This is a genomic window from Persicitalea jodogahamensis (genome assembly GCF_014651615.1).
In the GTDB taxonomy this organism is placed as follows: Bacteria; Bacteroidota; Bacteroidia; order Cytophagales; family Spirosomataceae; genus Persicitalea; species Persicitalea jodogahamensis.
Window position 1 is genome coordinate 1,629,903 of sequence record NZ_BMXF01000001.1, and the last position, 25,363, is coordinate 1,655,265.

21 protein-coding genes are annotated in these 25,363 nt (G+C 50.4%); 4 read left to right on the top strand and 17 right to left on the bottom strand.

Annotated elements, in window-relative coordinates; all coding sequences use genetic code 11:
• Positions 1-42 precede the first annotated feature (42 nt).
• Complete coding sequence (locus IE117_RS06745) at positions 43-2,412, top strand: TonB-dependent receptor (protein ID WP_229580656.1); 2,370 nt, start codon at positions 43-45, stop codon at positions 2,410-2,412.
• 191 nt (positions 2,413-2,603) lie between these two features.
• Here IE117_RS06745 and porN read toward each other — a convergent pair whose 3' ends face one another.
• The 8 genes from porN to sucD all read right to left on the bottom strand — a co-directional run bounded on the left by porN (position 2,604) and on the right by sucD (position 11,693).
• Positions 2,604-3,665, bottom strand: a complete 1,062-nt coding sequence (porN, locus tag IE117_RS06750) for a type IX secretion system ring subunit PorN/GldN (RefSeq protein ID WP_189563539.1) — start codon at positions 3,663-3,665, stop codon at positions 2,604-2,606.
• 72 nt (positions 3,666-3,737) lie between these two features.
• Positions 3,738-5,336 (bottom strand): type IX secretion system motor protein PorM/GldM, encoded by a 1,599-nt coding sequence (porM, locus tag IE117_RS06755; RefSeq protein ID WP_189563540.1) that lies wholly within the window; start codon positions 5,334-5,336, stop codon positions 3,738-3,740.
• 50 nt (positions 5,337-5,386) lie between these two features.
• On the bottom strand, positions 5,387-6,205 hold the full coding sequence (porL, locus tag IE117_RS06760) for a type IX secretion system motor protein PorL/GldL (protein WP_189563541.1): 819 nt from the start codon (positions 6,203-6,205) through the stop codon (positions 5,387-5,389).
• 113 nt (positions 6,206-6,318) lie between these two features.
• Positions 6,319-7,392: a T9SS ring complex lipoprotein PorK/GldK gene (porK, locus tag IE117_RS06765; protein WP_189563542.1), complete on the bottom strand. Its 1,074-nt coding sequence runs from the start codon at positions 7,390-7,392 to the stop codon at positions 6,319-6,321.
• A 258-nt stretch (positions 7,393-7,650) separates the two neighbouring features.
• Positions 7,651-8,607, bottom strand: coding sequence for a PorP/SprF family type IX secretion system membrane protein (locus tag IE117_RS06770; protein ID WP_189563543.1), 957 nt, complete (start codon positions 8,605-8,607; stop codon positions 7,651-7,653).
• Positions 8,608-8,741: 134 nt separating this feature from the next.
• Positions 8,742-9,524, bottom strand: a complete 783-nt coding sequence (locus tag IE117_RS06775; protein ID WP_189563544.1) for a uroporphyrinogen-III synthase — start codon at positions 9,522-9,524, stop codon at positions 8,742-8,744.
• 45 nt (positions 9,525-9,569) lie between these two features.
• Positions 9,570-10,754, bottom strand: coding sequence for a DUF4271 domain-containing protein (locus IE117_RS06780; RefSeq protein ID WP_189563545.1), 1,185 nt, complete (start codon positions 10,752-10,754; stop codon positions 9,570-9,572).
• A gap of 60 nt (positions 10,755-10,814) precedes the next feature.
• Positions 10,815-11,693, bottom strand: coding sequence for a succinate--CoA ligase subunit alpha (sucD, locus tag IE117_RS06785; protein WP_189563546.1), 879 nt, complete (start codon positions 11,691-11,693; stop codon positions 10,815-10,817).
• Positions 11,694-11,907: 214 nt separating this feature from the next.
• Here sucD and IE117_RS06790 point away from each other — a divergent pair, with 214 nt between their 5' ends.
• Entirely contained in the window at positions 11,908-12,543 is a 636-nt protein-coding gene (locus tag IE117_RS06790) for a hypothetical protein (protein WP_189563547.1), read from the top strand.
• Between the two features lie 147 nt (positions 12,544-12,690).
• Here IE117_RS06790 and IE117_RS06795 read toward each other — a convergent pair whose 3' ends face one another.
• From IE117_RS06795 to IE117_RS06830, 8 genes are all read right to left on the bottom strand, one after another.
• Complete coding sequence (locus IE117_RS06795) at positions 12,691-13,980, bottom strand: MFS transporter (protein ID WP_189563548.1); 1,290 nt, start codon at positions 13,978-13,980, stop codon at positions 12,691-12,693.
• 224 nt (positions 13,981-14,204) lie between these two features.
• Entirely contained in the window at positions 14,205-14,867 is a 663-nt protein-coding gene (locus IE117_RS06800) for a phosphoribosylanthranilate isomerase (protein ID WP_189563549.1), read from the bottom strand.
• 77 nt (positions 14,868-14,944) lie between these two features.
• Entirely contained in the window at positions 14,945-16,291 is a 1,347-nt protein-coding gene (locus tag IE117_RS06805) for a D-arabinono-1,4-lactone oxidase (protein WP_189563550.1), read from the bottom strand.
• A 108-nt stretch (positions 16,292-16,399) separates the two neighbouring features.
• Positions 16,400-18,055, bottom strand: a complete 1,656-nt coding sequence (locus IE117_RS06810; protein ID WP_189563551.1) for an amidase — start codon at positions 18,053-18,055, stop codon at positions 16,400-16,402.
• A gap of 78 nt (positions 18,056-18,133) precedes the next feature.
• Complete coding sequence (locus IE117_RS06815) at positions 18,134-19,285, bottom strand: hypothetical protein (RefSeq protein WP_189563552.1); 1,152 nt, start codon at positions 19,283-19,285, stop codon at positions 18,134-18,136.
• 58 nt (positions 19,286-19,343) lie between these two features.
• A complete protein-coding gene (locus IE117_RS06820) occupies positions 19,344-20,312 on the bottom strand; it encodes a DUF2157 domain-containing protein (RefSeq protein WP_189563553.1) in 969 nt (322 codons plus the stop codon).
• A gap of 42 nt (positions 20,313-20,354) precedes the next feature.
• Entirely contained in the window at positions 20,355-21,044 is a 690-nt protein-coding gene (locus IE117_RS06825; RefSeq protein ID WP_189563554.1) for a molybdopterin-dependent oxidoreductase, read from the bottom strand.
• A 181-nt stretch (positions 21,045-21,225) separates the two neighbouring features.
• Positions 21,226-22,347, bottom strand: a complete 1,122-nt coding sequence (locus tag IE117_RS06830; protein WP_189563555.1) for a tetratricopeptide repeat protein — start codon at positions 22,345-22,347, stop codon at positions 21,226-21,228.
• Positions 22,348-22,474: 127 nt separating this feature from the next.
• Between IE117_RS06830 and IE117_RS06835 the strand changes: the two genes are divergently transcribed.
• Entirely contained in the window at positions 22,475-23,722 is a 1,248-nt protein-coding gene (locus tag IE117_RS06835) for a M16 family metallopeptidase (RefSeq protein WP_189563556.1), read from the top strand.
• A 105-nt stretch (positions 23,723-23,827) separates the two neighbouring features.
• Complete coding sequence (gene ispF, locus IE117_RS06840; RefSeq protein ID WP_189563557.1) at positions 23,828-24,319, top strand: 2-C-methyl-D-erythritol 2,4-cyclodiphosphate synthase; 492 nt, start codon at positions 23,828-23,830, stop codon at positions 24,317-24,319.
• Between the two features lie 18 nt (positions 24,320-24,337).
• Here ispF and IE117_RS06845 read toward each other — a convergent pair whose 3' ends face one another.
• The gene (locus IE117_RS06845; RefSeq protein WP_189563558.1) at positions 24,338-25,165 is read right to left on the bottom strand and encodes a universal stress protein; all 828 of its coding nucleotides are present in this window, start codon (positions 25,163-25,165) and stop codon (positions 24,338-24,340) included.
• Positions 25,166-25,363 lie beyond the last annotated feature (198 nt).

The window sequence follows — 25,363 nt, forward strand, 5'->3', positions numbered from 1 at the left end:
CTTTTTTGCACTCAGTGTCATGCTCAGATAACCGGGCAAATACTGGACAAAACTACGCGGCAACCAATCGCCTTTGTCAGCGTAGCTCTATACGCAATGGGGGACTCGGTCGCTGTTGGCGGGGCCGTCACCGATACGACGGGGCGCTTCCTGATAGCCAGCCCCAAGCCAGGAAAGTACCGAATAAAAACTTTTTTTGTGGGCTACCAATCCGCTGAAACTGAAACCGATGTCGACAGGGGTCGGGGCGGAGATATAGGTACGTTGCTTATCGAAGCGGACTCGAAGCTGCTGGAAGAAGTACGCGTGACGGGGCAACGGGCCGAGGTAATCATGAAGGCCGACCGCCAAACCTACCGTGCTGCTCAGTTTCAGTCGGCGACAGGAGGCACAGCCACCGATGTGTTGCGTAATCTGCCAGGATTAACCATCGACGCTGAGGGTGAAGTGAGTTTGCGCGGAAGCAATGGGTTCCTGGTACTGCTCAACGGTAAGCCCGTACAGGCTAGCCTGGGTACTTTGCTCAACCAGCTTCCGGCAAATACAATTGAATCCATCGAGGTGATTACGACACCAAATGCCCGGTACGATCCTGATGGTAAGGCAGGCATCATTGCAATCATTACCCGCGCCGGAGCCGATAGGGGGTGGTCAGCAGTGGCTAACGGGTTGCTGGGGCTTCCGAGCGTTAGTGATTTTGACAATGCCGGGAAGCCCCAGCGCCATGCTCTGGACGCGACCCTCAACTACCGCTCGAAGTTGTGGGACTTCACGCTGAGTTCAGCATACATTCGAAACGACATTGCCGGGCAGCGTGTGGGAGATGTCAGCACCACGATTGGCAATCGTAATACTCGGTTTCCGTCGGCAGGAGAGCGGAGCTTTGACCGCTACACGTTCACCAACCGGCTGGCCGTGGCCTTTGTGCCTGATAAGAATAATCTTTGGAACCTGGGGTTGTACCAAAGCCGCCGTACGGAAGATCGCCTGGCGGATATATTTTACAACAATACCACCACAAATACAACAACGGGGCAGGTAATCGGACGCACCAACTACTTCAATAGCAATCTGGTACGCAAGCAAGGCGAGTTTTATACCGCTAATCTCGACTACACGCATACTTATGACAATAAAGCCACACTTAGTGCGGGCGTACTCTACGAATATGACGAGATCGGGGGCTTTACTAAAAACCGTAATCTCAATCGTACTGATTATCAGGATACGCTTCAGTATACCCTTACCACAACTGACCGCCCCATTCGGAATTTTCGCGCCAATGTGGATGGTAGTTCACCGCTTTGGGGGGGCAAGTTGGAGGCAGGCTATCAGTATCGATTCCAGGAAGACCGGGGCGACTACCGCTACCAAGAACAGTATGGGAACAGGATGCCATTACTTACTATTCCCGAATTTTCGGGCCTGATCGTTATTACCAATCGCATCCATAGTCTTTACACTCAGTTTGCCTCCTCAAAGCCAAAATTAGATTACACCTTCGGACTCCGTTATGAGTATGCTATTCGTGAGTTGGTCAACAATGCTAAGAACCAAACCTACGACCTGACGCTCAATAATCTTTTCCCTTCTTTCAATTTGCTGTTTAGGCCTCAGGAAGGGCTTTCGTGGCGGGCGGGGTTCAGTCGCAGGGTGCAGCGGAACAACAATTTTGCCCTTAACCCTTTACCTGAACGGGAACACTCCGAAACTCTGGAACAGGGGGACCCGGCACTACGGCCTGAATTCGTAAATCTGGCAGAAATAGGAGTGAGTAAAGCTGTTGGGAACAGTACATTGCTGGCTACAGCTTATTATCAGGGCATCCAGAATGTGATCAATCGTGTGAACAGCGTGTATGCCGATACGATTTTGAACCGAATTTTTACCAACGCCGGACTGGCGCAACGCGTAGGTCTGGAAGTGGCGGCGGATTTGAAACTGACCAAAGCCTGGAAATTTTATGCTGGCGGCACGGTCTATCGGTACACACAGGCGGGGCAACTATTTGACAACGGGGTAGTTTTCGATCGCGCGGCCTGGATATATTCGATCAACGCCAATACAACCGTCCAGCTGAATCCAACGACTTCGCTGCAAGCCAATGTCAACTACCTGTCACGGCGCATAACAGCGCAGGGAGAGGACTCACGCTTTCTAATCCCCAATCTGTCTTTGAAGAAATCTTTTCTTGAAAACCGCCTGACCATTTTAGCTCAGTGGCAAAATATCGGCTTAGGATTCCTGCCAACCAACGAGCAGCGTATCACAACGCGGGGGCGTGATTTCTTCACAACGACCAACTACATTCAGGAAAAAGACATCTTTCTTATTAATATAAGCTACGCCCTGAGACAACTCAGCAAACGGGCTAAACTACCTGGTAATGAGTTTGGGGAAAAGGAGTTTTGAAAAGCCCAGATAAAGCGATTTCGGGTAGTGCTTAGTTTCACTTGATAAAGGTAATCTTAGCATTGTCCGTGGAAGATGAATTCAAGAAAGCACAACCACCGATTAACAAAAAAGGGACGTCAAAGCGTCCCTTTTTTGTTAATCGGTGGCTGCAATGGACGATTTTCCACTGCCATACTATCCAACCTTTGTTAGTATTCCCACATGCTGCTTTCCAATTCCAGCAATTCCTGCTCGTATTGAAGCGATTTGATCAAACCCTGCTTCTCACCTTTATAGATGTCAATGAACGACTTATCCATAGGGTTGGAATACTTGGTGATCCGGCCATAGAACAGGCGAAGATCGAAGGCATCCGCGAGGTTTTTGTGCTGGGCAGAATTGACGGTGTTATACCAGATATACTTCTTGGGGTCACTGCGGAACAACCGATCCAAATCCTTATACTTGAAAGATGCGATGGGGATTTCCAGGCCCGTAGAAGTGTTTTGATCAGCGGGAAGCATGATGGTGACCGTCTGTATGTCGAAATAGGGGCGCGAACGCTTTTTATCGAAAATCCAGTCTTCCTTAATTTCCAGTAAACTCAACTGATCGGGAAAAAACTCTTCCTCGGTAGTAATAGCCGCCAATTGTTGATCAAAAGGATCAGGAGCTACGACGGTGTCCACAGGAGCCTCGGCGGGTGCCGCCGCCGCTTTGGCGCCTTTTTTCGGCGCCTTTTTAACGGGCGTTCCCCAACCGTCGTCTTCTACAACGGCAGTTTTTTTCGTGTCTTTCTTTACAGGAGTTCCCCAGCCATCATCGACTGTTTCTTCCTTTTTGATCTCCTCTTTTTTGGGTGCATCGCCCCACCCCCCATCACTGGCAGCAGGTTGACCAAAACCCGCCGCAATTTCTTCGGCAGAAAGGCCAGCGACCTGGTTGGGGATCAATAGCTTTTTATGGAGTTCCTCAGGGGTAAGCTTGGTGACGCAGGAGTCATTTACATACGCATCGAGTAAACCCGCTTTGGCAGCCTCAAGCAGATAACGCGTGATCTCGTTGTTCTTTGAGAACATCGGCAGATTCTGCTTTTCATTCAAGTCCACCCGACGCCAGAGCGCCTTTTTCATCAGAATATCCTGATCGTCGATCGGACGAGCCGACAGCTGGTTCATTTTCGTTTCGTCGCGCTCCTGGGCCTGTGCCGCCGTGGCACCAAGGGCCAGCGACACGATGGACAGGGCCACCACTTTTCCATTTATCCTCATAGCGTTTTCTATTTTTCTGCGTTTTTTCTTTTATAACGATCCTGTCAATGAATCAGTATAACCTCAACAAAATCAGTTGAGGTTAACCGGAAGTGTTGGCTTTCCCATTTCGACTTCGCTGGTTTTCCCTTGGAAATTCCGGCGCTGAACACCTAAGATTTCGACTACATAACGATCGCCAGGTTCGGCACTTGAAGCCAACGATGATATGGAACCGCCGCCAGGAAGGGTCAACGGACCAGCAATTCGGCGGGTACCGCGAGCCAGGGAAACCTGAATTTGAGAAACCCTGTAAACTGCGTCCTCTGGATTGAAATTTTTGAAACTTTCGTCAGCAATGGCTACAACCTGAATGGAGCGCGCACTTGACGCTGAAACACCCCGTCTGTCATCGTAGGCTCCACCGTTGATTCGGAGTTCAAGCGAAGGTTTGGGAACACGAGTCACCCGGAAAGGCTCACTGCCCAAAAGGTTTCCTTGATTGCTCACTTTCAGCAGTACTTCACTCCTGTTAGGAACAATGGTAATTCTACCTTTCTGACTGCCCCTTATTATATCAGCGCCATCAGCTGAAAAGGAGGGATCCCAAAGAGGTCCAAGCGCAGGGCTTTGTACACTTAACTTATTGGCACACCCCAGGTACAGCGGAGGGAGCGTTCCTGTTTCGATCTGATAGGTAGGTTTCGCTACGAAGTATTCCTGTTCCAGGCGCACCGTCGTATCACGTCCCGATGGAGTTGGGAAAGAGATAACGCCCTGCAATACTTTGCGGACGAGGCCGTCTTTTCCGTACTGGCCACCCTGAGCGGTGAAGTCAATAATACCAATTCCATTTTCTACCCGTACCGGAGAACCATTGAGACTCATGCGAGGCGTAATGCCCGAAGCAGAAGCCGCAATAAACATCTCGCCTTTGTACTTGGTACCAGCCACGACAGTTTTGTTGTCAGCACTGATGCGGGCCAAAATGCGGTCAAACTTGATGTCGGCAGCACCTACCTTACCAGCGAGGTAGTTCAGTACCTCGCCTTCCATGCGGCGGATATCGGTCTGCTTCTGGCTTAATACTGCGAGTGCAGCGGCGACGGGAGTTTGGGCGAAGTTCAACTGCGCAAAGTCCTTATTTTTCTGATCAGCCTTGCCTTGGGCAATAGGATCATCATTGGCATCCAGAGCCAGGGGTTGGAACTTCTGAGGGCTATACTTACTAAGCTGCTGCGAGTACTCGTTCATCTTCTGCTTCAAAGCATAGGCCTTACCGTTTTTTTGGTCTCCACCGCCAATCATCAGGTTGGCTACTTTTTCTTCTTCCTGTGGATTTTTGATGCTACCGTCTTCCTTAAGACCATCACCCGCCACATTAATGATCTCCTGTTTGAGGGCACTCAGCTCACCAATGATGCCCGTCGTGATTTGACGTACTTCATCAGCTTGCTTCATTACAGCCACGTCAGCGGCTCTGTTGCCCGATTTTTCTACTGCGGCCTTGATCTTCAAAACCGTTTCCTGATTTATTTTATTGGCTGCCCCGGAAGATAATTCGAGTGAATTATTCAAGAGAATGAATTTCTCGATGATCGCCGAGCTTACCTGCAAGGCAAGCATGGCGGTCAGCACGAGGTACATCATTCCAATCATCTTCTGACGGGGTGTTTCTTTTACACCTGCCATGAATTTATTGATCGGTTATTACGTGAGGATAATTAATTGAGTTGTTCAGTTCAGGCATTGCCCCGCATGGCGGTAAGCATGCTGCCGTATACACTGTTGAGAGAAGTAATGTTATTGGTCAGCTGCGACATTTGCGACTTGAAAGCCTGAGATTCTTTCGTTGCTTCCGACATATTGGCCATCGCGGTGGTCAGGTTACCATAGAAGGCGTTCATCGCTTTCAGGTGCTTAGTGGTATCCTGCAATTCCATCTCATAGACAGCATTCAGGGCACCCATGTTTTTGGTGATTGTCTGAAACTGCTCACGATATGCCTGGGCATCTTTGGTAGCATCGGCCATGGAGGACATCGCCGTAATCGCCACGCCATATGACTTGTTCATATCATTGATAGCATTCGAGGCATTCTTTACATTCTTGGCGTAATCGTTGGTCGCCACGGTAGCATCGGTCAAGTCGCCGATTTTGCTGACACTGTCTGAAAGGTTACGGAACCCTTTGCCTAAATTGTCAAAGATGTCCGGGGTTATCTTGGCATTAGCCATCATGGCGTCCATGTTAGCCGTCAGGCCGTTTGCCTGGGGAGAATTGGTGCGAGCGACAGCAAGTGGACCGTCATAATCGTCGGCTAGTTCAGGGTATACCCGATCCCACGCAGGCTGCCTTTCGATGGGTTGTACAAAGGATTGGACAGCATACAGCAGGAAGATAACTGCTTCGGTGCCCAGTCCGATAGTAAGCATTTCGCTACCACCATCCCAGTGCTGAATCTTAAATAAAGCGCCCAGAATTACCGGAACCGCACCAGCTGCAAAGAGGGTAGGCAGCACTCTATCGAAGAAAAAATTAGACTCGTTTTTCTTAGCCATAAAAAATCCGATTGTTAAAAATTAAATTGGTTGAAGGAAAATTGGGGTGTTAAAGGAAACTCTCTGGTAAAAAAGAAGCAGCGTTATCGCTGCTTCCGGCTTGAATGTTTTGATTAGCGACGCCTTCCGGTGGCCCCCCTGCGCCCGTCTAGATTATCCATGATACAACGGAAACCAATGAATGCGCGTTGCTGGGTTTCAAACTCGTAAGCACGGGTACCTGTCTGAAGGTAATAAGCTACGTCCTTCCAGGAACCGCCTTTGATGACCTTACGCGGTTCGTTAGCGTCATCATTCATGGGGTTCATATCCCAAAGTATGGTAGTAGCGTTGTCAGCGAAGGCGTCCAGTGTCCACTCCGACACGTTGCCTGCCATATTATACAGGCCATATTCGTTGGGGTTATAAGCGTTGGCCGGGCCTGTATAGGGGTAGCCGTCAGCATCATAGTTGCCGCGCTGTGGCTTGAAGTTAGCCAGAAAGCAGCCTTTGCCATTCATAGTGTATGGATTACCCCAGGGGTACTTAGCGCCCTGACGTCCGCCCCGGGCAGCCCATTCCCATTCAGCTTCTGTTGGAAGGCGGAACGATTGCGAACGGAACATCCCTTCCTGGTCACGGTAGTCGTTGTAAATGTTGGTGCGCCATTTAGAGAAATACTGGGCGGCGGTCCAGCTAACGCCTACCACAGGGTAGGTGTCAAACGACGGGTGCATGTAATAATACTCCACCATTGGGTCACCATTGGTGTAAGCAAAGTCTTTTTTCCAAACCGTAGTGTCGGGGTAATACTTGGTCATTATCTCCTCTTCCCCGAGTACCGATATGGAATCCATCAACAGCGCATCCACGAACTGGCGGTACTCGTTGTTCGTGATTTCGGTGTCATCCATATAAAACGCACTAATCGTCACACGCTTGTTCATGTTGACCATTGTGGCGGCAAGATCTTCGTCCGCCTGACCCATTGTGAACGAACCCGAAGGTATAGCTACCATCCCCGCCGGGGTCGTCTGACGGTAACCTTTCCGGGCGGTTGCCACGATCTCTCCGTTGGCTACGCCTGCCTCTTCCTTTCCCCCCTTGCCAAATTTCTCCTTAATGAAGCCGCAGCTCTGCATGAGCATAATGGTGGCCGCAAAAAGCAGGAATTTAGCGCCATTTTGATAGAACGCTTTAAGATTCATAGGGCTTTGTGCTATGTATTTGTTGAATATTGGTTTGAAAACGTTGCCTGAGGCAAGTATAGTATATGTTAAAAATCTCATTGACAAGGTCGGTTTCAGATTTGGGCCTGCTGCTTTTTTCCTAACGAATTCCGTATCCGATTGGTATGAAATGAACCCTAATTTGATAGATCGGCCAAATATAGGGCTTGGTTTTGGTAAAGAATAACAACAACTACGCCAAAAATCAAATAAACGTTTTTTTTGAGTCGATATTTCTTAAAACCGGAATCTGGGGGTACGGACGATCGTCTTTTTACCAAATTTCGGGGCTGGCAGGCGATAGGACAACATTACCTCATACGATGTGGGCGTTTTCAGCGTAGGGGAGCCGATTACCAGATCATACGCCGCGGAAAGCCGAAGCGACTGATTCGACATCAGGTTGATGCCTCCCATGAAAATGAGGGCATCCTGAGAACGGTAGGAAATACCAGCCCAATACCGCTGATTGTAGGTGCCCATTACACCACCCTCAATAGCGATTGGAGAAGAAAAGTCAGACTTGACAATGGCGAACGGCTGCACTTCGAACAGGTAGCCGATTTCCAGATTCACTCCACCATTGAGGTAGTAAACCGGGATCAGAGGGTTAGTGGCCAGGTCGGACCCTAATTTGTATTCTGACTTGAGCAGATGATTAGCCGATAATCCAACATAATAAGCCGCAGTTTCGTAGCGTACCCCAATACTTACATCCGGATGGATTTCACCAACTACGCCCGTTCCGATAATGGGATCCCCATCGTCCCTTGCCCGGAGTATGTTGTAGTCGATGGCCGACCGATACAGACCCGCACTGGCTCCTATTGCCAAATTTCCGCTATTAAGTGCCAGTCGATAGGCCCCTGCCAGTTGAAAACTCTGATTCGACCAGGCACCAATCTTATCATTGAAGGCCGTGAAGCCCACGCCCCAATTTTTGATAGCGGTACTGGCCGAAAACAGCTGAGTGCTGGGTGCCCCACCTGCATCAAAAGTACCCTGGTAGCCTGCGTACTGCGTGCGGTGAATCACCTGAAGCCGGGTAACGGCATCAGCCCCGGCAGCCGCAGGGTTGAAGTAGAGTTGATTAAGCTGAAACTGGCTGAATTGGGTTGGCTGCTGTGCATAGGTACACGAAAAAAGCAGTACACCAGCCAAAACAAAGGAAAAAGTAAAAATTCTACGTAACATACGGGTTCGGTAATAACCACAATCATTTAATAGTTCAAACTTCCCCTCAGAAAGTTTGAACAATAACGCATATTCCGTAAAAAAATTGAAAATATAACGGGAGGCCGGCTTTATTTTCAACCTTCCGACAGCGATCAAATGTCGTTGGCTTTTCTGATGTACAATTCCAGCGCACCATTCATAGAAGGCGCGTTGGGCATTGGAGCCAGAATATCGACCTGCATCCCTGCCTCTTCCACGGCCTGGGCGGTGGTGGTTCCGAAGGCGGCGATGCGCGTTTTATTCTGCTTGAAATCAGGAAAATTGTCGAAAAGTGATTTGATACCCGACGGGCTGAAAAATGCAATGATGTCGTAGAATACATCTTCCAGATCCGACAGATCCGCAGAAACGGTCTGATACATCACAGCCTCGTTGAAGTGAAGGTCTTCTGCGTCGGCAAATTCCGGAATATCGTTCTTTCGGACATCGGAGCAGGGATAAAGAAACTTCTCGTTCTTGTGTTTCCTCATGAGCTCAATGAGCTCACTGGCAGTTTTGGTGCCGTTGAAGATTTTCCGCTTGCGAACGAGGATGTACTTTTGCAGGTAATTGGCAGTCTGCTCTGAAATGCAGAAGTACTTCATGCTGGCGGGCATTTCGATGCGCGCCTCCTCACAAATCCGAAAAAAATGGTCAATGGCATTCCGGCTGGTAAAGATGATCGCCGTGTGGCTCAGAATATTGACTTTCTGCTTGCGGAACTCCTTGAACGACACCCCATCCACCTGAATGAAGGGGCGGAAATCGACTTTGATATCATACTTTCTGGCTAACTCGAAATAGGGGGAATTTTCGTCGGCAGGTCGCGATTGGCTCACCAGGATACTGGCCACTTTGTTGAGCCGATCCTGATCGAATTCGATGGTCTCACTCATTAATTATTACCTAGTTAATTTACGATTAAAATCGGCCTTGGTTGGTCATATGGCGAACTTCACGCCAATGATGATGGGGACGATTTCCACGACACAAAGGTATGAAAATAAATACAGATTTATAACCTTGCCCGTGTTGTCGCTGAACAGGTAAAGTACCAGAACGCGTACGGAATAGTAAAATACGAACCCGTAAATCAGGTAAGGGCGTGCTAATTCGAGCCACTGAGGATTGGGAAGCAACAGGGCGAAAAATGCCAAAATGTTAAAAGCATAAAACATATACGAGATCTGCAGTGCTTTAACGTAGTGGGTGTTAACCGTTTTCCCCAAATTCAACACACTTCCGACTAAACTCATCCATAGATATTTTAGAAAAAAGAGGCCCAGACACGCAAACATAAGTTTCACCTGATCCAGCAAGAGGTCGGCCAGGGTGTCACCCTCCGAGAGCAAGCCGGCAGCGTAGAAAATCTCGAGGTCAAAATGGATGAGAAAGAGAATCAGGTATGCCATGCCCGTAGAGACAAACATGGCAATCATCACCGAAAATGGCGTGTAGGGCTTGGTGAAATTGTAAAAATCGTTGCGCGGGCTTTTATCGAAAAAATCGTTGGGACGCACAAACCGACGAAACACTGAGGGAGAACTACTGTAAGTGAATAAGGTAAAGATTAAGAGAAAAAGCAGCACTACAATCGAGAAGTCTTCAAAAGGGGTAGTGCGCAGGGGCTTAATGTTAATAATAGGCAGGTTCTGCTTTGTTTCTGCACTGGTATTGTCTACTCGCCTCGCATGGCCGATCAGTGCCGTTTTGTCTTCAATTCCGGGCGATCCATAGAGGGTGATGAGTATCTCGGTCTTACGGTACACCCGCTGCAGGCTGTCAATGTCGAGGGTCAGCCAAGTGTTGGGCGTAAGTTTGCTTTGCAAAGCGCCTTCGATAAAAAGGTAGTTTTGCCGGGTGGAAGAAATGAGGAGATCGTATCGGCGGTTTTGCAGCAGGTCGATCAACAGGCTGGCGGACATTTCCGTTTCGTTGACCCCTCTGGAAAATGGTACGTAATTTTGGTATTTCTGGCTGTAAGCCAACCAATCGTTCTTGAGGTCGCGTACCAGGTAGTAGCGACCGTCAGGCCCCACCTCGCCTTCGGCCAAGGCAGCAGAAAAGAGAGAACCCGCCAGCCAGAATAGGGAAATCGCTTTGAACAGCCTCAGACTTTTTTTCATAATAGCCAAAAAGGGCGGGGTTTCCCCAGCCCTTTCGCATTCAGCTTCTTCTAACTACAATTATTTTTTGCCCAATGCAATCAGCATCGTTTCGCCAATTACAGCCGGCGATTCGGCTACGTGAATTCCACACTCACGCATAATGCGCATCTTGGCTTCGGCAGTATCGTCGGCTCCGCCGATGATGGCGCCGGCATGACCCATGCGGCGACCCTTGGGGGCGGTCTGTCCGGCTATGAAGCCCACAACAGGCTTCTTGATACCTGAATTCTGCACATAGTAAGCTGCTTCGGCTTCCATGCTGCCGCCGATTTCGCCGATCATTACAATGGCTTCTGTCTCGGGGTCGTTCATCAGAAGTTCGACGGCCTCTTTGGTAGTGGTACCAATAATAGGGTCGCCGCCGATGCCGATAGCCGTAGTTTGGCCGAGGCCCGCACGGGTCAATTGATCTACCGCTTCGTAGGTCAAAGTACCTGATTTGGATACGATACCCACGGTGCCTTTTTTGAAAATAAAGCCGGGCATAATGCCTACCTTACATTCTTCGGCGGTAATGATGCCGGGACAGTTCGGACCTATGAGGCGGCAGTTTTTATCGGAAATGTATTTCTTAGCCATCATCATATCCTTGGTTGGGATACCCTCCGTGATACAGACGATCACGCCAATACCGGCGTCGGCCGCTTCCATTATGGCGTCGGCAGCAAAAGCCGGTGGCACAAAGATGATGGAAACGTCGGCCCCAGTATCACCTACGGCCTGAGCGACTGTATTGAAAACCGGACGGTCGAGGTGGCTCATGCCGCCTTTGCCTGGGGTTACGCCGCCCACTACGGACGTGCCATACTCGATCATCTGCTGGGCATGAAAAGACCCTTCAGAACCCGTGAAACCTTGAACAATGATTTTGGAATTCTTATTGACTAAAACGCTCATAAAATTGATACTGGAAATTAGAGATAGGATTCGAGACTTTGGAAAAATGCCAGGGTTGAGGTGAGTACTGCTGTGATCGGGATTGGATGCCGCCCCCGGTCAAAAAGCAACTTACATCCAAATCAGCAAATGAAAGTATCAGCGCATCAACAACCTGCTCGGTAAAAGTAGAAGGAAAAGCCCTAAGTAGCAAAATGTAGCGATAATTTGTAAATTGCCCTTCCGCAGTCCCGTCCCCGAATATCCTGCTTTTTTCATGATCCTGCACAGCTTATCCGAACTGATACTCAGCGTAACGGCCTTTGCCGTATTCCTCATTTTTTTTCAAAAACAACCCATCTACGGACGCCTGATCTGGGGTGTTTTTCTGATCACGATTTCTATCACCTCGCTGTTAACCGTTTTCTGGTATCTGGGCCTGGAAGTACTATCGCCGGTGGTAGGGTCATTACGTAGGCTTGAAGATACGCTGGGGCCCCTGTGTATGCTTGTAGGGACGTGGCTGTTGGTCAGCCACCTCATAGCAACGCGCTTCACCTTTTGGGCAACCATCGGCACCGGGACAGGGCTATTTCTGGGACTAGCCTGGTTCCGGCTGAATCCCCTCGTTCAGGTGGTGCAGCCACTCTGCATAGTTATCGCCTTGCTGATTGCCTGCTATGGCCTGCTTCAGAGACAAAAGAGCGCACTCTGGGTAGTCATTGCCATGACCATTCTGGCATTATCTGCCAAACTTCGGCTTGGCCTCAGCCCCTCCGCTGCTCATGATCCCTACCATTTGCTGGTAGCAGTCTCCGCTTTCTGCCTGGGTAAAGCCGTGCAGACGGAGGGGAGACTGCTGTTCAAGTGAATTCTAAGAGTTTTCAAGTACCAAAGTTCCTGAGTGCCAGAGTGTTTTTTTTGATTAGAGTAGATTGCTGCGAAGGCCAATTTATCCTAAACTCCTAAACTCCTAAACTCCTAAACTCCTAAACTCCTAAACTCCTAAACTCCTAAACTACACCTTTACCCGCTCCATTCTTGGCACGAAGAAGTGCATGACCACCCAGGCAATCAGGTAGGCAGAGCCGCACATAATAAAGATGATGTTGTAGCCGCTGCTGATATCGCCCCGTGCGCTGAAGGTATCCAGGATCTGGCCCACGATATAGGGGAAAAGAACACCGCCCAGCGAACCTGCCATACCGCCAATGCCCACAATGGAACTCACTGCCCGGCGGGGGAACATATCCGATGCGGTCGTGAAAATATTGGCACTCCAGGCCTGGTGCGCTGCGCAAGCCAGGCTGATAAAGCCTACGGCCGTCCAGATATTGGTGGCAGAGGTAGCAAAGACGATAGGTATGACCATGAAAGCATAAAGTAGCATGGCCGACTTCCGGGCCTTAAATACCGGCCAGCCCCGTTTGATGAGCCATCCCGACAAGTACCCGCCCCCGATGCTCCCGACTGTACTGGCGGTGTACACCACTACCAGTGGCAGGCTGGGTTTTTTCAGATCCAGATCAAAGATCTGGGCGAAGTAGGAGGGAAGCCAGAAGAGAAAAAACCACCAAATAGGATCCGTAAGAAACTTGCCAAAGACATAAGCCCAGGTTTGGCGCACCTGGAAAAGCTTGAGCCAAGGGATCGCTGCCTCCTCTGAATCATCATCGGCGTCGCTGTTGATGAGTTCAAGCTCAGCTTTCGAAATTCCTTTTTTACGGGTAGGGATTTCGTAGATCAGCCACCAGAAAATCAGCCAGATAAACCCGATGGCTCCCGTGATGATGAATGCTTCCTGCCAGCCATATAATCCCAAAATCCAGGGAACCAAAATGGGGGCGACAACAGCGCCAATGTTAGTGCCGGAGTTGAAAAGACCTGTGGCAAATGCCCGTTCGCGCTTGGGAAACCATTCCGCCACTGCTTTGATAGAAGCCGGGAAGTTGCCCGCTTCGCCCAGGCCCAGCGTGGCCCGCCAGAAAGCAAAGCCCATTGTGCTTTTGGCCAAGGCATGGCCCATGGCTGCAATACTCCAGACTACCAGTGATAAGCCTAGTCCTAATTTGGTACCAATCTTATCGATAATTCGCCCGAAAATAACGTAACCCAGCGCGTAGGAAGCCGTAAAGGCCATCACGATGTTGGCATAGTCGGATTCGCTCCAATTAAAGTCATCGGCCAGGGCCGGTTTCAAGAGACCGATTACCTGTCGATCGAGGTAGTTGATGGTAGTGGCAAAGAATAGAAGGATGACGACCGTCCAGCGGTAGGTCTTGGTTTTCGGTTCAGCGAGTTGGGCCATTAAGCAGTAGGTTGATAGCTAGTGGGGTTCGGGGTAAAAGGTCAGAGACGGTGATTTCTTACTTGTCTTTACCATAGAATAGACGCAGAATTTCGGTCCTGACCCCCGTCCGGGTCCGTTTTTTATTTTTGTGGAAACTGTGTTTATGGGCGAAAGTTAATTTGTTTTATGCTGATTGCCTGCTGTTTTATCGCGGTAAAAGGGTCGGCTGCCACCTTAATTATTCAACCATCAACAGCCTCAAAAAAATCAACTAATTTTTTTCTGTCCAGCTTGCCATTGGTTCTTACCCCACTGCATAAATCCAAGCCAAAGGGGTGAACAACATCAATGGCAGCCCTCACATTGTTGGCTTGCAACCCGCCCGCCAGGAAAACCGGGATATCGACCTGCTCCCGTATTTTTTTGCTCAGCTCCCAGTCGTGCGTCCGACCCGTACCGCCAAGTTCCTTTATTTCAAGATTCGGGTTGCCGCTATCCAGCAAAATCGCATGTACAAAGGGGGCTATGCGTATAGCTTCCTTAATGGAATCATCGTCAATTACGTGTATTACCTGCACCAGCTTGACGCCGGGTAAGGCCGTTCGTATCTTTTCATAGCCGTTGTCCGTCAGGGCATCGACAAGCTGTATTGTTGAAGTATGTACTCTTCGGTAATGGTCGATGATCCCGTCGGCATTTGTTTCGCTGGTCAGCAGAAACGTGGCTATGGGTGGTGGTACAGCACGCGCGATTTCTTTAATCAAAGAATCCTCAATAATCCCCGGCCCGCTCGGCATGTTCCCCACCAACCCCAGTGCGGATGCTCCGCAGTCAATAGCTAGTTTAGCTTCTTCAACGCTACTGATGCAACAAATTTTTACTCTTGGGTGGAGGGTTGGCCTCATAGCATCGTTGCTATTTTATTGAGTAGTTCAATTTAATCAATCATTCAATGAATTCAAGTTAATGCTTTCTAATCCAATCACACTCCCAGCACATTTTTCTCCAAAAATGCATTCCGAAACTTTCCCTTTGGATCATATTGCTTTACCACTTCCCTGAACTCAGGTAGTTTGGGATAATGCTTTTCCAACTCCCCGGGAGGCATCGTAAACAACTTGCCCCAGTGCGGCCGGGCTTTGTAGGGGGCCAGTTCCCGCTCCACGATCGGTAGTAGTTTGCTCACGCCGGGCCAGTCGGGCTTCCAGGTGAAGTGAATCGTGATGCAGTCCTGCTGGTAGCACGGGCTCATCCATAAGTTGTCCGCCGCGATGGCGCGGACTTCGGAAGTGAGCAGGTACGGCCCTACCTGGTCGCCGAGGCGGGCGATGGCCATAATGGCATCCACGGCGTTCTGGCGCGGTACAAAGTACTCAGACTGCAACTCGTCGCCGCTGCTGGGCGTAAAGCCCATTTTGAAGTGTGGCATCCGTTCGTACCACGGACCGGGAACGCCCATTTGGGCGGTGCAGTTTTCGGCAGAAAGTTCGGGGATGGGGTGCAGGTTTTTGGTGGCGAGCGTGGCCCCCAACCATTCTTTCTGGTTCATTTGGGGCGCATCGGCGCGCTGCTTTACCCATACTTCGGCGATGTTCTGGCTTTGCCAGTTGGTGAATAGACTCACACTGTACCCGCTGGCCTGAATTTCGTCAAAATGATCCTGCAACTGAGCGAGAGGCATATTTTCGTAGACATACTGCGTCATCTCAAAAGTAGGTTGAAGGTCGAGGGTGACCTTGGTCAGCACGCCCAGCGCACCCAGATGAACTACGGCGGCGTTGAACTTTTCTCCATCTTTTTCCCGCGAGAGCCTCACGGTCTCGCCGTCGGCTGTCAGCATTTCCAACTCTGACACCGCCGAAGCCAGATTGCCATTCTTCTCACCCGAACCGTGAGTGGCCGTGGCAATGGCCCCCGCTACCGAAATATGCGGCAGCGAAGCCAGGTTGTGTAGCGCATACCCCTGCTCGTGAATGTACGGACTCAGATCACCGTACCTGCTGTTGGCATTGACGGTTACAGACTTTCCGTCGCTGGGAATACCCCAGGAAGGACGATTTTCCATCTGCATAAAGCGACTGTCGGAATCGGCAATGGTGTTGAAGCAATGGCGGGTACCCAGTACTTTAAACTTGTCGTATTTCCCAAGGTAGTACTTAGCCTCTTCCAGCGACTGACCCTTATCCAACTTGGTAGTACTATACATGATATTGCCCGCCCAGTTTTTGAGTACTTCGGCTTTACTTTCGGCTTGGCAGCTCACCAGAGGAGAATACAGTGGTGCGGTCATAAGTGCTGAGGATAGTTTAAGGAAAGTTCGCTTTTTCATCGGGGAGGGTTTAGGTTTTTTTTGTAAAACTTAATTGACATTGAAGATGTTACCCTCGAATAACTACTGCTTTTGGATAACTTTCAACTTTCAATTCTCCACTTTCCACTATAACGTAGGATGCTTGCGGTGGAAATCCGTGGCGTCCTGGTATGCTTTGGCAACGCCAAGTACCTTACCCTCCTGGAACAACTGCCCCATGAACGTGATGCTCGTCGGCGTGCCCCGACTGCTGAACCCATTGGGAAGTACCACGCAGGGATGTCCCGTAAGGTTGGTGGTGCCAAGGTTGCCGCCACCATAAGAAGGTGAAATGTAGACTTCCACATTGGCTTTTTTAAGAACATCGTAAACGTCCTGAATGAGTTTGGTGCGCAGCCGGTTGGCCTGCAGGTACTCTACCGCCGGAACGAAACGGGCCGCCCGGAAGGAATTGGGCCAGGCATTTTTGGTCTGGCGCACCAGTAAATCGTCGCGATTAGAGCGGGTCATCTCGTCAAAACCCGCCGCTCCTTCGACAGAAATAATGGACGTCATGGCACTGAGCGGGTAGTCGGGTAGTTCCATGGGCACGAGTTCCGCACCCAGTTTTTTGAGCTCAACCAGCGTCAGCGAATCGTTCGTTTTGTTATTGTAATCAGTTTCGAAAGCTTTTTTCAAATACCCAATCCGCATTCCTTTCAGCGATTTCAGGGGGGCGTAGTTGAAAGGTGCGTCGATAATGGTCGGATCGAGGTCATCAGGGCCGTAGATGGCATTGAAAACCAACGCGCAGTCTTCCACCGAGCGGCAGATCGGCCCGATTTTGTCCATGCTCCAGCTCAGGGCCATGGCTCCGTGGCGGCTCACCCGGCCGTAGGTAGGGCGTAAGCCCGTGGTGCCGCAGACAGTGGACGGCGACACAATGCTACCCAGCGTTTCGGTGCCGATGGCGAAGGGCAGTAGCCCCGCCGAAACCGACGACGCCGAACCCGCCGAAGAGCCGCTCGATCCACTTTCCGTATCCCAGGGATTGCGGGTTTTTTCGCCGTACCATACATCGCCCATGGCCAGGGCACCCATCGTCAGCTTGGCGCAAAGTACCGCCCTGGCAGCTTCCAGTTTCTGGATTACGGTCGCGTTCAGATCCAGCGTCTGATCTTTGTACGGTCCGGCTCCCCAGGTAGTTTTGTAGCCTTTGCGAGCCAGCAAATCCTTGGCACCGTAAGGAATGCCATGCAGCAATCCCCGGTACTTTCCGGCTTTGATTTCCTCATCGGCCTTGCGGGCCTGCGCCAGAGCGAGTTCGTCGGTGAAGGTGATGACACAGTGAAGCTGAGGGTCGTACTTTTTTAGTCTTGCCAAAAAAAACTCTGTTAGTTCGACGGAAGTAATTTGCCGCGAACGCAGTAGTGAGGCCAGTTCCGAAATGGTGTAAAAAGCCAGGTCGTCTTTGTTTTTTGGCAAAGTGGATTTTATCAACGTGCTGTACTTGAAAGGCTTCTGCACCGAGTCGAGCATGAAACCTGTAGGTAGCGGATTGAAGTACAAAGCCGGGGCTACATCGTTGGTAAGCGGAATGGCTCGCACTTTCTCGTAACCCTCCCGTGCCCTCTCCAAGTTACCCAGCATGGAATCGCGCTCGGCCTCGGTGAAGTCAATGCCGAAGATCTGCGATGCCTGCTGCACCATATCGGTGGTGATTTCGGGGGCTTTGGTAGTGACGAATGAGCCAAGCGCGAAGCTGGCGATAAGGGCAAATGCAATCCAGGTAAAGTGTTTCATGTAAGCTTGTTTGAATGGTGAGTTATTGGTGATGAATGAGAAAATAAGTCACCATCACCAGTAAAAAAGTTTGACTTTTCAATATCCTTCTCCACTTCCGCCACCGCCAAAATCACCTCCCCCGAATTTCGGCCCCTGCGGACTGTCGGTAGCGGACTGGCCGATTTCCGTGGCGATGATATTGCCCGCTAAGATAGCCAATTCGGAGTCTGCTTCTGGCTTGTAGATAAATCCATTCTTGATTTCTTTCAAGTACCTCATCAGCCAAACTACCAGCACAACTCCCGCCAATCCCAGCAGAGCCGTAGCCCAATCGCCGGGAATAAATGGGTAGTAGTAATGCAGCGTGATCAATGAAGCCAGCAAGGCAATGCTACCCAAAACCAGGAATGTCAGACTTTTCCAGTGAATAGCCGCGTAAAGATAAAGCAAGGGAATAACGAAGGTCAAAAGCCAGAAAATGCCCGCCAAAGCTACTTCGGGCGAGGGATCGGGCAGGTCGTTCAGGGCAGCGTTGCCTTCCCTGACGACAAAGTAATTGCCCGCAGCGTAAAAAACGGACAAAGCCGCGATATGAGTCCATTCGAGCGCAGTTTTCCAATAAAACGATTGCTCTTTTTTCAAAAATTGGTGCACGAAGTACCAGACAGCGCCGGCGTAAAGCATAGCGATAAAGGGTAGCAGGAGCTTTCCCCAGACAAATTCCATCGCCAGTGAAGCCACGATGAAGAGTCCGGTCAGGAAAGTACCCACGGTGATGAGTGGCTCCCCGTAATAATAAATAAGGAAAAGCAGCAGCGGCAGATAAGCAAGGCCCAGAAGCCAGGGCGCTTGGTAGTTTAGATCAGCGATTTGCATAATCAGCGGAGCAAAGGATAGCACTATGGCGTAGAGCATGGCATTATCAATGCCCGAGAAGTGCAGACGGCGATCTTTGATCAAAAAATTCAGAAAGAAAAGTACCCCCAAGCCGTAGATTGGTCCCAGGAATGTTTCGGCAAACTGCGTGTCGATTATGGGCAGGAAAATCACCGTGGCTGCCGAAAGGCCAAGTATTGTAAAGATGAATAAGCCGATCCAAATGAACCAATTGGGCCGGTAGGGGAGTGGGGAATAGACTTTGTCGATATTTTCCCGCTGCGGCTGGGTGATGAGTTTTTTTTGCGTCCAGTCCTGCGCCAGTTTCTGCACCCATTCGTTTTTCAGTAAGGTTTCGTTGTAGGCTTTCATTCTGTTGATGGAGGAAAGGACAAAAGGCAAGAAAGTGTATTTGAAAAAGGGGGGGGACTTATTTTTTGCCCAGGATTTTCTTGTAGGTCAGGAAAAACCAGACGATACCAGCAGCGGTAGCCAGGAAATACAGCGAGGCGATTGCATCTATGAGGCCATCAAACATAGTATTGAAAAGCAGGTAGGTAATTCCCGTGTAGGCAAAAACAGTGCTCAGAAGGAGAAATAACAGTGACTTTTCTTCAAGGGCGTTTTTATAAAAGTACCAGCAACCTACCCCCAGAAGCAGTCCGAATGCTAATTCCCAGCGCTCCTGATTGAACATGCCGCCCAGGCAAGCCAGCAGGTATAGCGTTCCGGCTAGCAGCACATAAGTATACATAAAATGCGCCTTGATTCCCTGCTTTTTGAGGAGCCACGATCCCACTAACATCACCACGCCAAAAATGATGGCGTTGCGAATCACCTCCGGATCGGAGAAATCGTTTTCAACCAACAGTTTGCTGGGCGTAGCAGTAAGGCCAACCCACGAAGCCAGGGCGGTGATAGCCAGCGAAAGTACCCCTTGGTGGTCGAATCGGTACGCGAGGAAGAAAAAATAAATCGCCGGAATCATGACGGCCAGTCCGTAGCGGGTGCCAAATAGCTCGTACTGATACTGCAGGTACCCTTCTAAGGCCAGAAAAAGCAAACAGCCCAGCAATAGCACGACATCGAAATAGGGCGCAGACTGTTCTACTTTTTCGGGTCGGTAGCCTACACCGTTTTTGAAAACGTAAAAAAAACTACCCGCCGTGGCCAGGGCGATCAGACCGATTAATACCGAATGGCCAATGGTATCGATGTTCTGATAAATCAAAACACCCACTCCGCCCACAAAGGCTGAGATGGAAACATACAGCAATGTCCGCAGGAAGACAAAAAGCGAAACGGGCTTACGCTTTTCATATTCTTCAATCAGAACCCGCCGCTCCGATTCGAGCAAACCCTTCTGTTCCAATTCGTCGAGAAGTAAGGATTTATTCATTCAAAATGACTTTTTTACCGCCGAAAATCACATTAAATTCTCTCATTCGTCTTCATAGCGATCATTCCGCCACGGATAGGCCGTGTTTGAATAGCCGCGCCCTTCCCAAAAACCGAGCTTATCCTGCGCCATGAAATGAATCCGCTTGATCCATTTCGCGCCTTTCCAGGCGTAAAGCTGCGGCGTGATGACCCGGGCGGGGCCGCCGTGATCGCGGGCCAGCGGCTCACCGTCGGCGGTATGAACTACCAGCACATCCGGTTTCAGTGCTTCTTCCAGCGACAGGTTGGTGGCGTAGGTATCGTAGCCGTAAAACATCACGTGCGTGGCCGTTTCCTTCGGTTGGACCAATGAGGCCAAATCCAGCATCCTGACACCCACCCACGGTACATCCATCCGCGACCAGGTAGTGACGCAATGAAAATCGCTGACATCTTCGGTTTGAGGAAGTTCCATAAATTCACCCCATTTCAGCGTCACCGGATTTTCTACTTCACCATCTATGTATAGTCGCCAGCGTTCCGGCGAAATATCGGGTTTATAACCCAAATCCAGCACGGGCCACTTCTCAGTTTCGAACTGCCCAACGGGTAGTTTGGGCATTCCGTGGCGATTCGTCGGTCCGCTGCCCTGCGGCTGATCGTCGGCCACCGATGGCGTGTTCCGCATCTTTTCCTCAAATCGGGCCCGTAGCTTCATTCGGGCGGCGATAATTTTTTCTTGTTTGGTCATTTTAAGAGGGACAAAGTGGCAAAGGGACAAAGTTCCAGAGTGCCAAAGTTTTTGCGAATTGATGAGTAAGCAAAGCCGGCTATCATTTTTACTCAGGAACTCAGGAACTCAGGAACTCAGGAACTCAGGAACTCAGGAACTCAGGAACTCAGCCAGGCGCTCGGTGGCGAACTCAGGTACTTTACTTCAAATACTCCTTCGCCTCCCTGATCACGCTTTTGTATTGGGCCAAATCCAGACACTTTTTATAGTACTCTCTGGCTTTTTTCTGATTGCCGCTGCGGTCGGCGATGCGGGCAAGGCCGGCGTAGGCCATGGCGTGGTATTCCTTCGTGTACTGGGCGTCGTGCGGGATTTTCAGGGCCGCAAGATACTGGTTTTGAGCGGCGATATCGTTTCGGTGTTTTTTTTCCTGCAAATAGCCGTCGAAGAAATGCCAGGTGATGGGAAAGAATCCGTTGGTTAGTTTCCTGAGTTCGGGCAATTCCCGTTCGGCTTCCGCATAGCGTCCGGCCAATAGTAGCGACTGGACATGAATCATCCGAAAAATGGGATTTTTGGGATAAGCCGAGGTCAGCTGGGTAGTATATTTTACGGCCAAGTCGGGCCTTGATTCGTGGTCGAGGTAGGTTTGAGCCAGGAAATAGGCGGCTTCCACTTTTGTGATGACCGCTTTCCTGGTGGCTAAATCCAACTGCCTCAGACCGAGACTTTTGTTGCCATCTTTAAAGAAAATCATCAGCGGCCGCACGATGGCGTGGTCTTCGGGATAAGCTTCCACGTAGTAGTTGTAAGTACCCGCCACGAACAGAAACTCCGGATTTTGGTCGGTCAGTTTCAGGGCTTCGGTGAGGTTGCCGTACGCTTTTTGGCCTTCCCCGGCGGCTTTTAGTAGTTCGTTCTGGTAGTTGTACATCAAAGCCAGATAGCCCCGCGCCGCCAGCCGGAAAAAGACCGCTTCGGGGTGTTCGCTGTTCTTGCCGTACTGCTTTTCCACCGCCGCCAGACATTGGTCGAGCTGCCTGATGTATTCGCCGACTTTCGCTTTGTTGTCTTTGATGGGCAGGTATTGCCAGTACATCTGAAAGGCAGTAATAAAATAAGTGACCGGATGGCCGGGATAGCGGCTCTGCAATTGCCGCCGCACCGCGTCAGCCTCCCCGAACTCGTAGTTGTAAATATGGTCGATGCCTTGCTGAACTACCCTCATCGTCGCCTTGTCGTCCAGAATCTGGGTTCTAGCCGGGAAGCCAATGCCAGTCAAGAAGATAACCAGAAAAAAAAGTACGTAGCGGACGGGCATATGGAATGGCTTTGAAAGGGTAGTTTGCTTGTATGCTATCGTAGCAGTAGTTTTGTTTATAGCATCTGATACTTACTATTCAAAAGAAAAAAGCATACAGCGTACGGCCTATTGCTTAAAGCCACTAATGATCCACTACGAACAATTCACCCTCGATAACGGCTTAAAGGTACTCGTCCACGAGGATTTTTCCACGCCGATGGCCGCTGTAAACATCGTGTACAACGTCGGCTCGCGCGACGAAGACGAGCAGCGGACCGGTTTCGCCCACCTCTTCGAACACCTGATGTTCGGCGGATCGAAACACATTCCCGTTTATGACGAGCCCGTACAGTCGGTGGGCGGCGAGAACAATGCCTTCACTTCGCCCGACATTACCAATTATTACCTCACGCTCCCGGCCGAAAACGTCGAAACGGCCTTCTGGCTGGAATCAGACCGGATGCTGAGCCTTTCCTTTGACCCGAATGTACTGGAAGTGCAGCGGAAAGTGGTCATCGAGGAGTTTAAGCAGCGGTATCTCAACCAGCCCTACGGCGATCTGTGGTTGAAGCTGCGCCCGCTGGCGTATACCACGCACCCTTACCGCTGGGCTACCATCGGTAAGGATATCGAACATATTGAACGCGCCACGCTCGACGACGTGAAGGATTTTTTCTTCAAATACTATCGCCCCAATAACGCCGTGCTGGTAGTGGCCGGAGCCGTGACGGTGGCGCAGGTACGACAATTGGCCGACAAGTGGTTTGCGCCCATTCCGGCGGGCGAGCCGTACGTGCGCAATGTACCGCAGGAACCCACACAAACTACCCCTCGCAAGTTGGAAACTTCTGCCGCCGTGCCGCTGAATTCTTTGATTAAAACCTACCATATTCCCGCCCGTTATGGCACCGACTTTCACGAGGCTGACTTGATCAGCGATATTCTGGGGCGCGGAAAATCCTCACGACTTTATCAGGCTTTGCTGAAAAATATCCCACTGTTCAATAGCATAACGGCCAGCGTAATTCCCTCGCTCGATCCTGGCTTACTTATCATCAAAGGGAATCTTAATCCCGGTGTGACAATGGAAGCCGCCGACGAAGCCATCGAAAATCTGTTGCAGGATTTTGTAGAGAACGGTACGACCGCCGAAGAATTGGAGAAAGTCAAAAACCAGGCGGAAGCTTCATTAGCTTTCTCACAGGTCGAGTTGCTTAATCGCGCCATGAACCTTGCCTATGCCGCTAATGCGGGTAACGCCGAGTGGGTCAACGAAGACGAGGAAAAAATCCGCGTTATTCAGCCCGACGACATTCAGCGGGTAGCGCGGCAGGTGCTACGGCCGGAAAATTGCTCCACGCTGTATTATCACGCCTTAGTCAATGAACAGTGAATAGGGGATAATGGACAATAACCGTTGTTGTCCATTCCGCTATGAGTCGTTTTTTTTGTCTCATTCCGCCGCGTGGTTCATTATCCATTGTCAACTACCCATTGAATGACTTTTCCTTTTCGCATTGGCCAGGGCTATGATGTACATCAGCTGGAAGAAGGCCGACCCTTCTGGCTGGGCGGAATACTGATTCCGCATAGCCACGGGGCCAAGGGCCATTCCGACGCCGACATCGTGTGCCACGTACTTTGCGATGCCCTATTGGGGGCGGCCAATCTGCGGAACATCGGCTACCATTTTTCCGATAAAGATCCGCAATGGAAAGGGGTAGACAGCAAGATTCTGCTCGCCAAAGTACTGGAGATGATTCGGGAAAAGGGCTATGAAGTGGGCAACGTGGACGTGACCGTGGTGCTGCAACTACCCAAGCTCAATCCCCATATTCCGGCCATGAAGGAATGCCTGGTGCGGGTAATGAATATCGGGGAAGACGCTATTTCTATCAAAGCCACCACTTCCGAACATATCGGTTTTGTGGGGCGGCAGGAAGGCATCGCCGCACATTGCGTGGCTTTAATCTACCAGCCGAAAACGTAGCAGAGGCAGGAGGTGGCCTTACAGCCGCATCACCAGCACAGGGATTTTAGAGTGGTTCAGCACGTCTTCGGCCACGCTGCCAGCGAACAGGTGGCGCAAACCCTTACGGCCGTGGGTATACAGCACGATCAGGTCGGCCCCGTTGTCTTCGGCGTATTCGATGATGCCTTCCGGGACTGTTTTTGCTTCGTGAATGTTGAATTTATACTCATCGATTCCGTGTTCGGTGGCAAAAGTGTGAACCCAGTTACGGATTCCGTCAGGTACCCGGCTGTTGTCTGGCGTCATCACGTAGAGCCATTGCGGAACTTCCTGGTTGCTCAGCGGGAAAGGATAGTCGTAACGGGCCTTCATGCGCTCATCCAGATCTAGTGCCCTCACCACTTTTTCGGGCTTGAAATTCTCCACCCGCTCCCGCACGACCAGCACTGGACAGGTGGCATTACGGACAATCGCCTCGGCGTTCGATCCCAGCAGGAACTCTTCCCATCCCGATGAACCCCTGGTGTGCATCACGATCAGGTCGGCCTCACGTTCGGTCAATTCCTTAATTAATCCCTCACTGTCCTCCACCAATAGATATTTGATGTCCTTATCACGGTATTTTTCCTGGGCCACTAGCTTAGCGATGGCCGCTTCGGCTTCCTTGTTGGCGTCATAATAACGGCGTACCAGATCGTCGGGGGCCGTTGAACCGGTGCCGGTATAAGCAAACGAGCGGATGGGTTGCACTACCATATGCAACAGCAGGACGGTGGCGTTTTGGGCTTGGGCAATGTCGGCGGCAACCGAAAGGGCGATGTCGGTTGCGGCGCTCAGGTCAGTGGGGACGATGATGTTTTTCATGGATGAGTCGGGTTGATTTAGTTGATTAAGCAGCATTTCTGCATTGCATTTTTCAAAGCTACCCAGGATATCCCGGATGACTTATGCGCGAGATCATTCCGAAAACTGACTTTTCTCAATTCTGCTTAGATTGATCGTAATCCAGTAATTGCTTTTATTGTAGCTATTGTTGGCAGGTTTTACGATATGTTCTCTCGA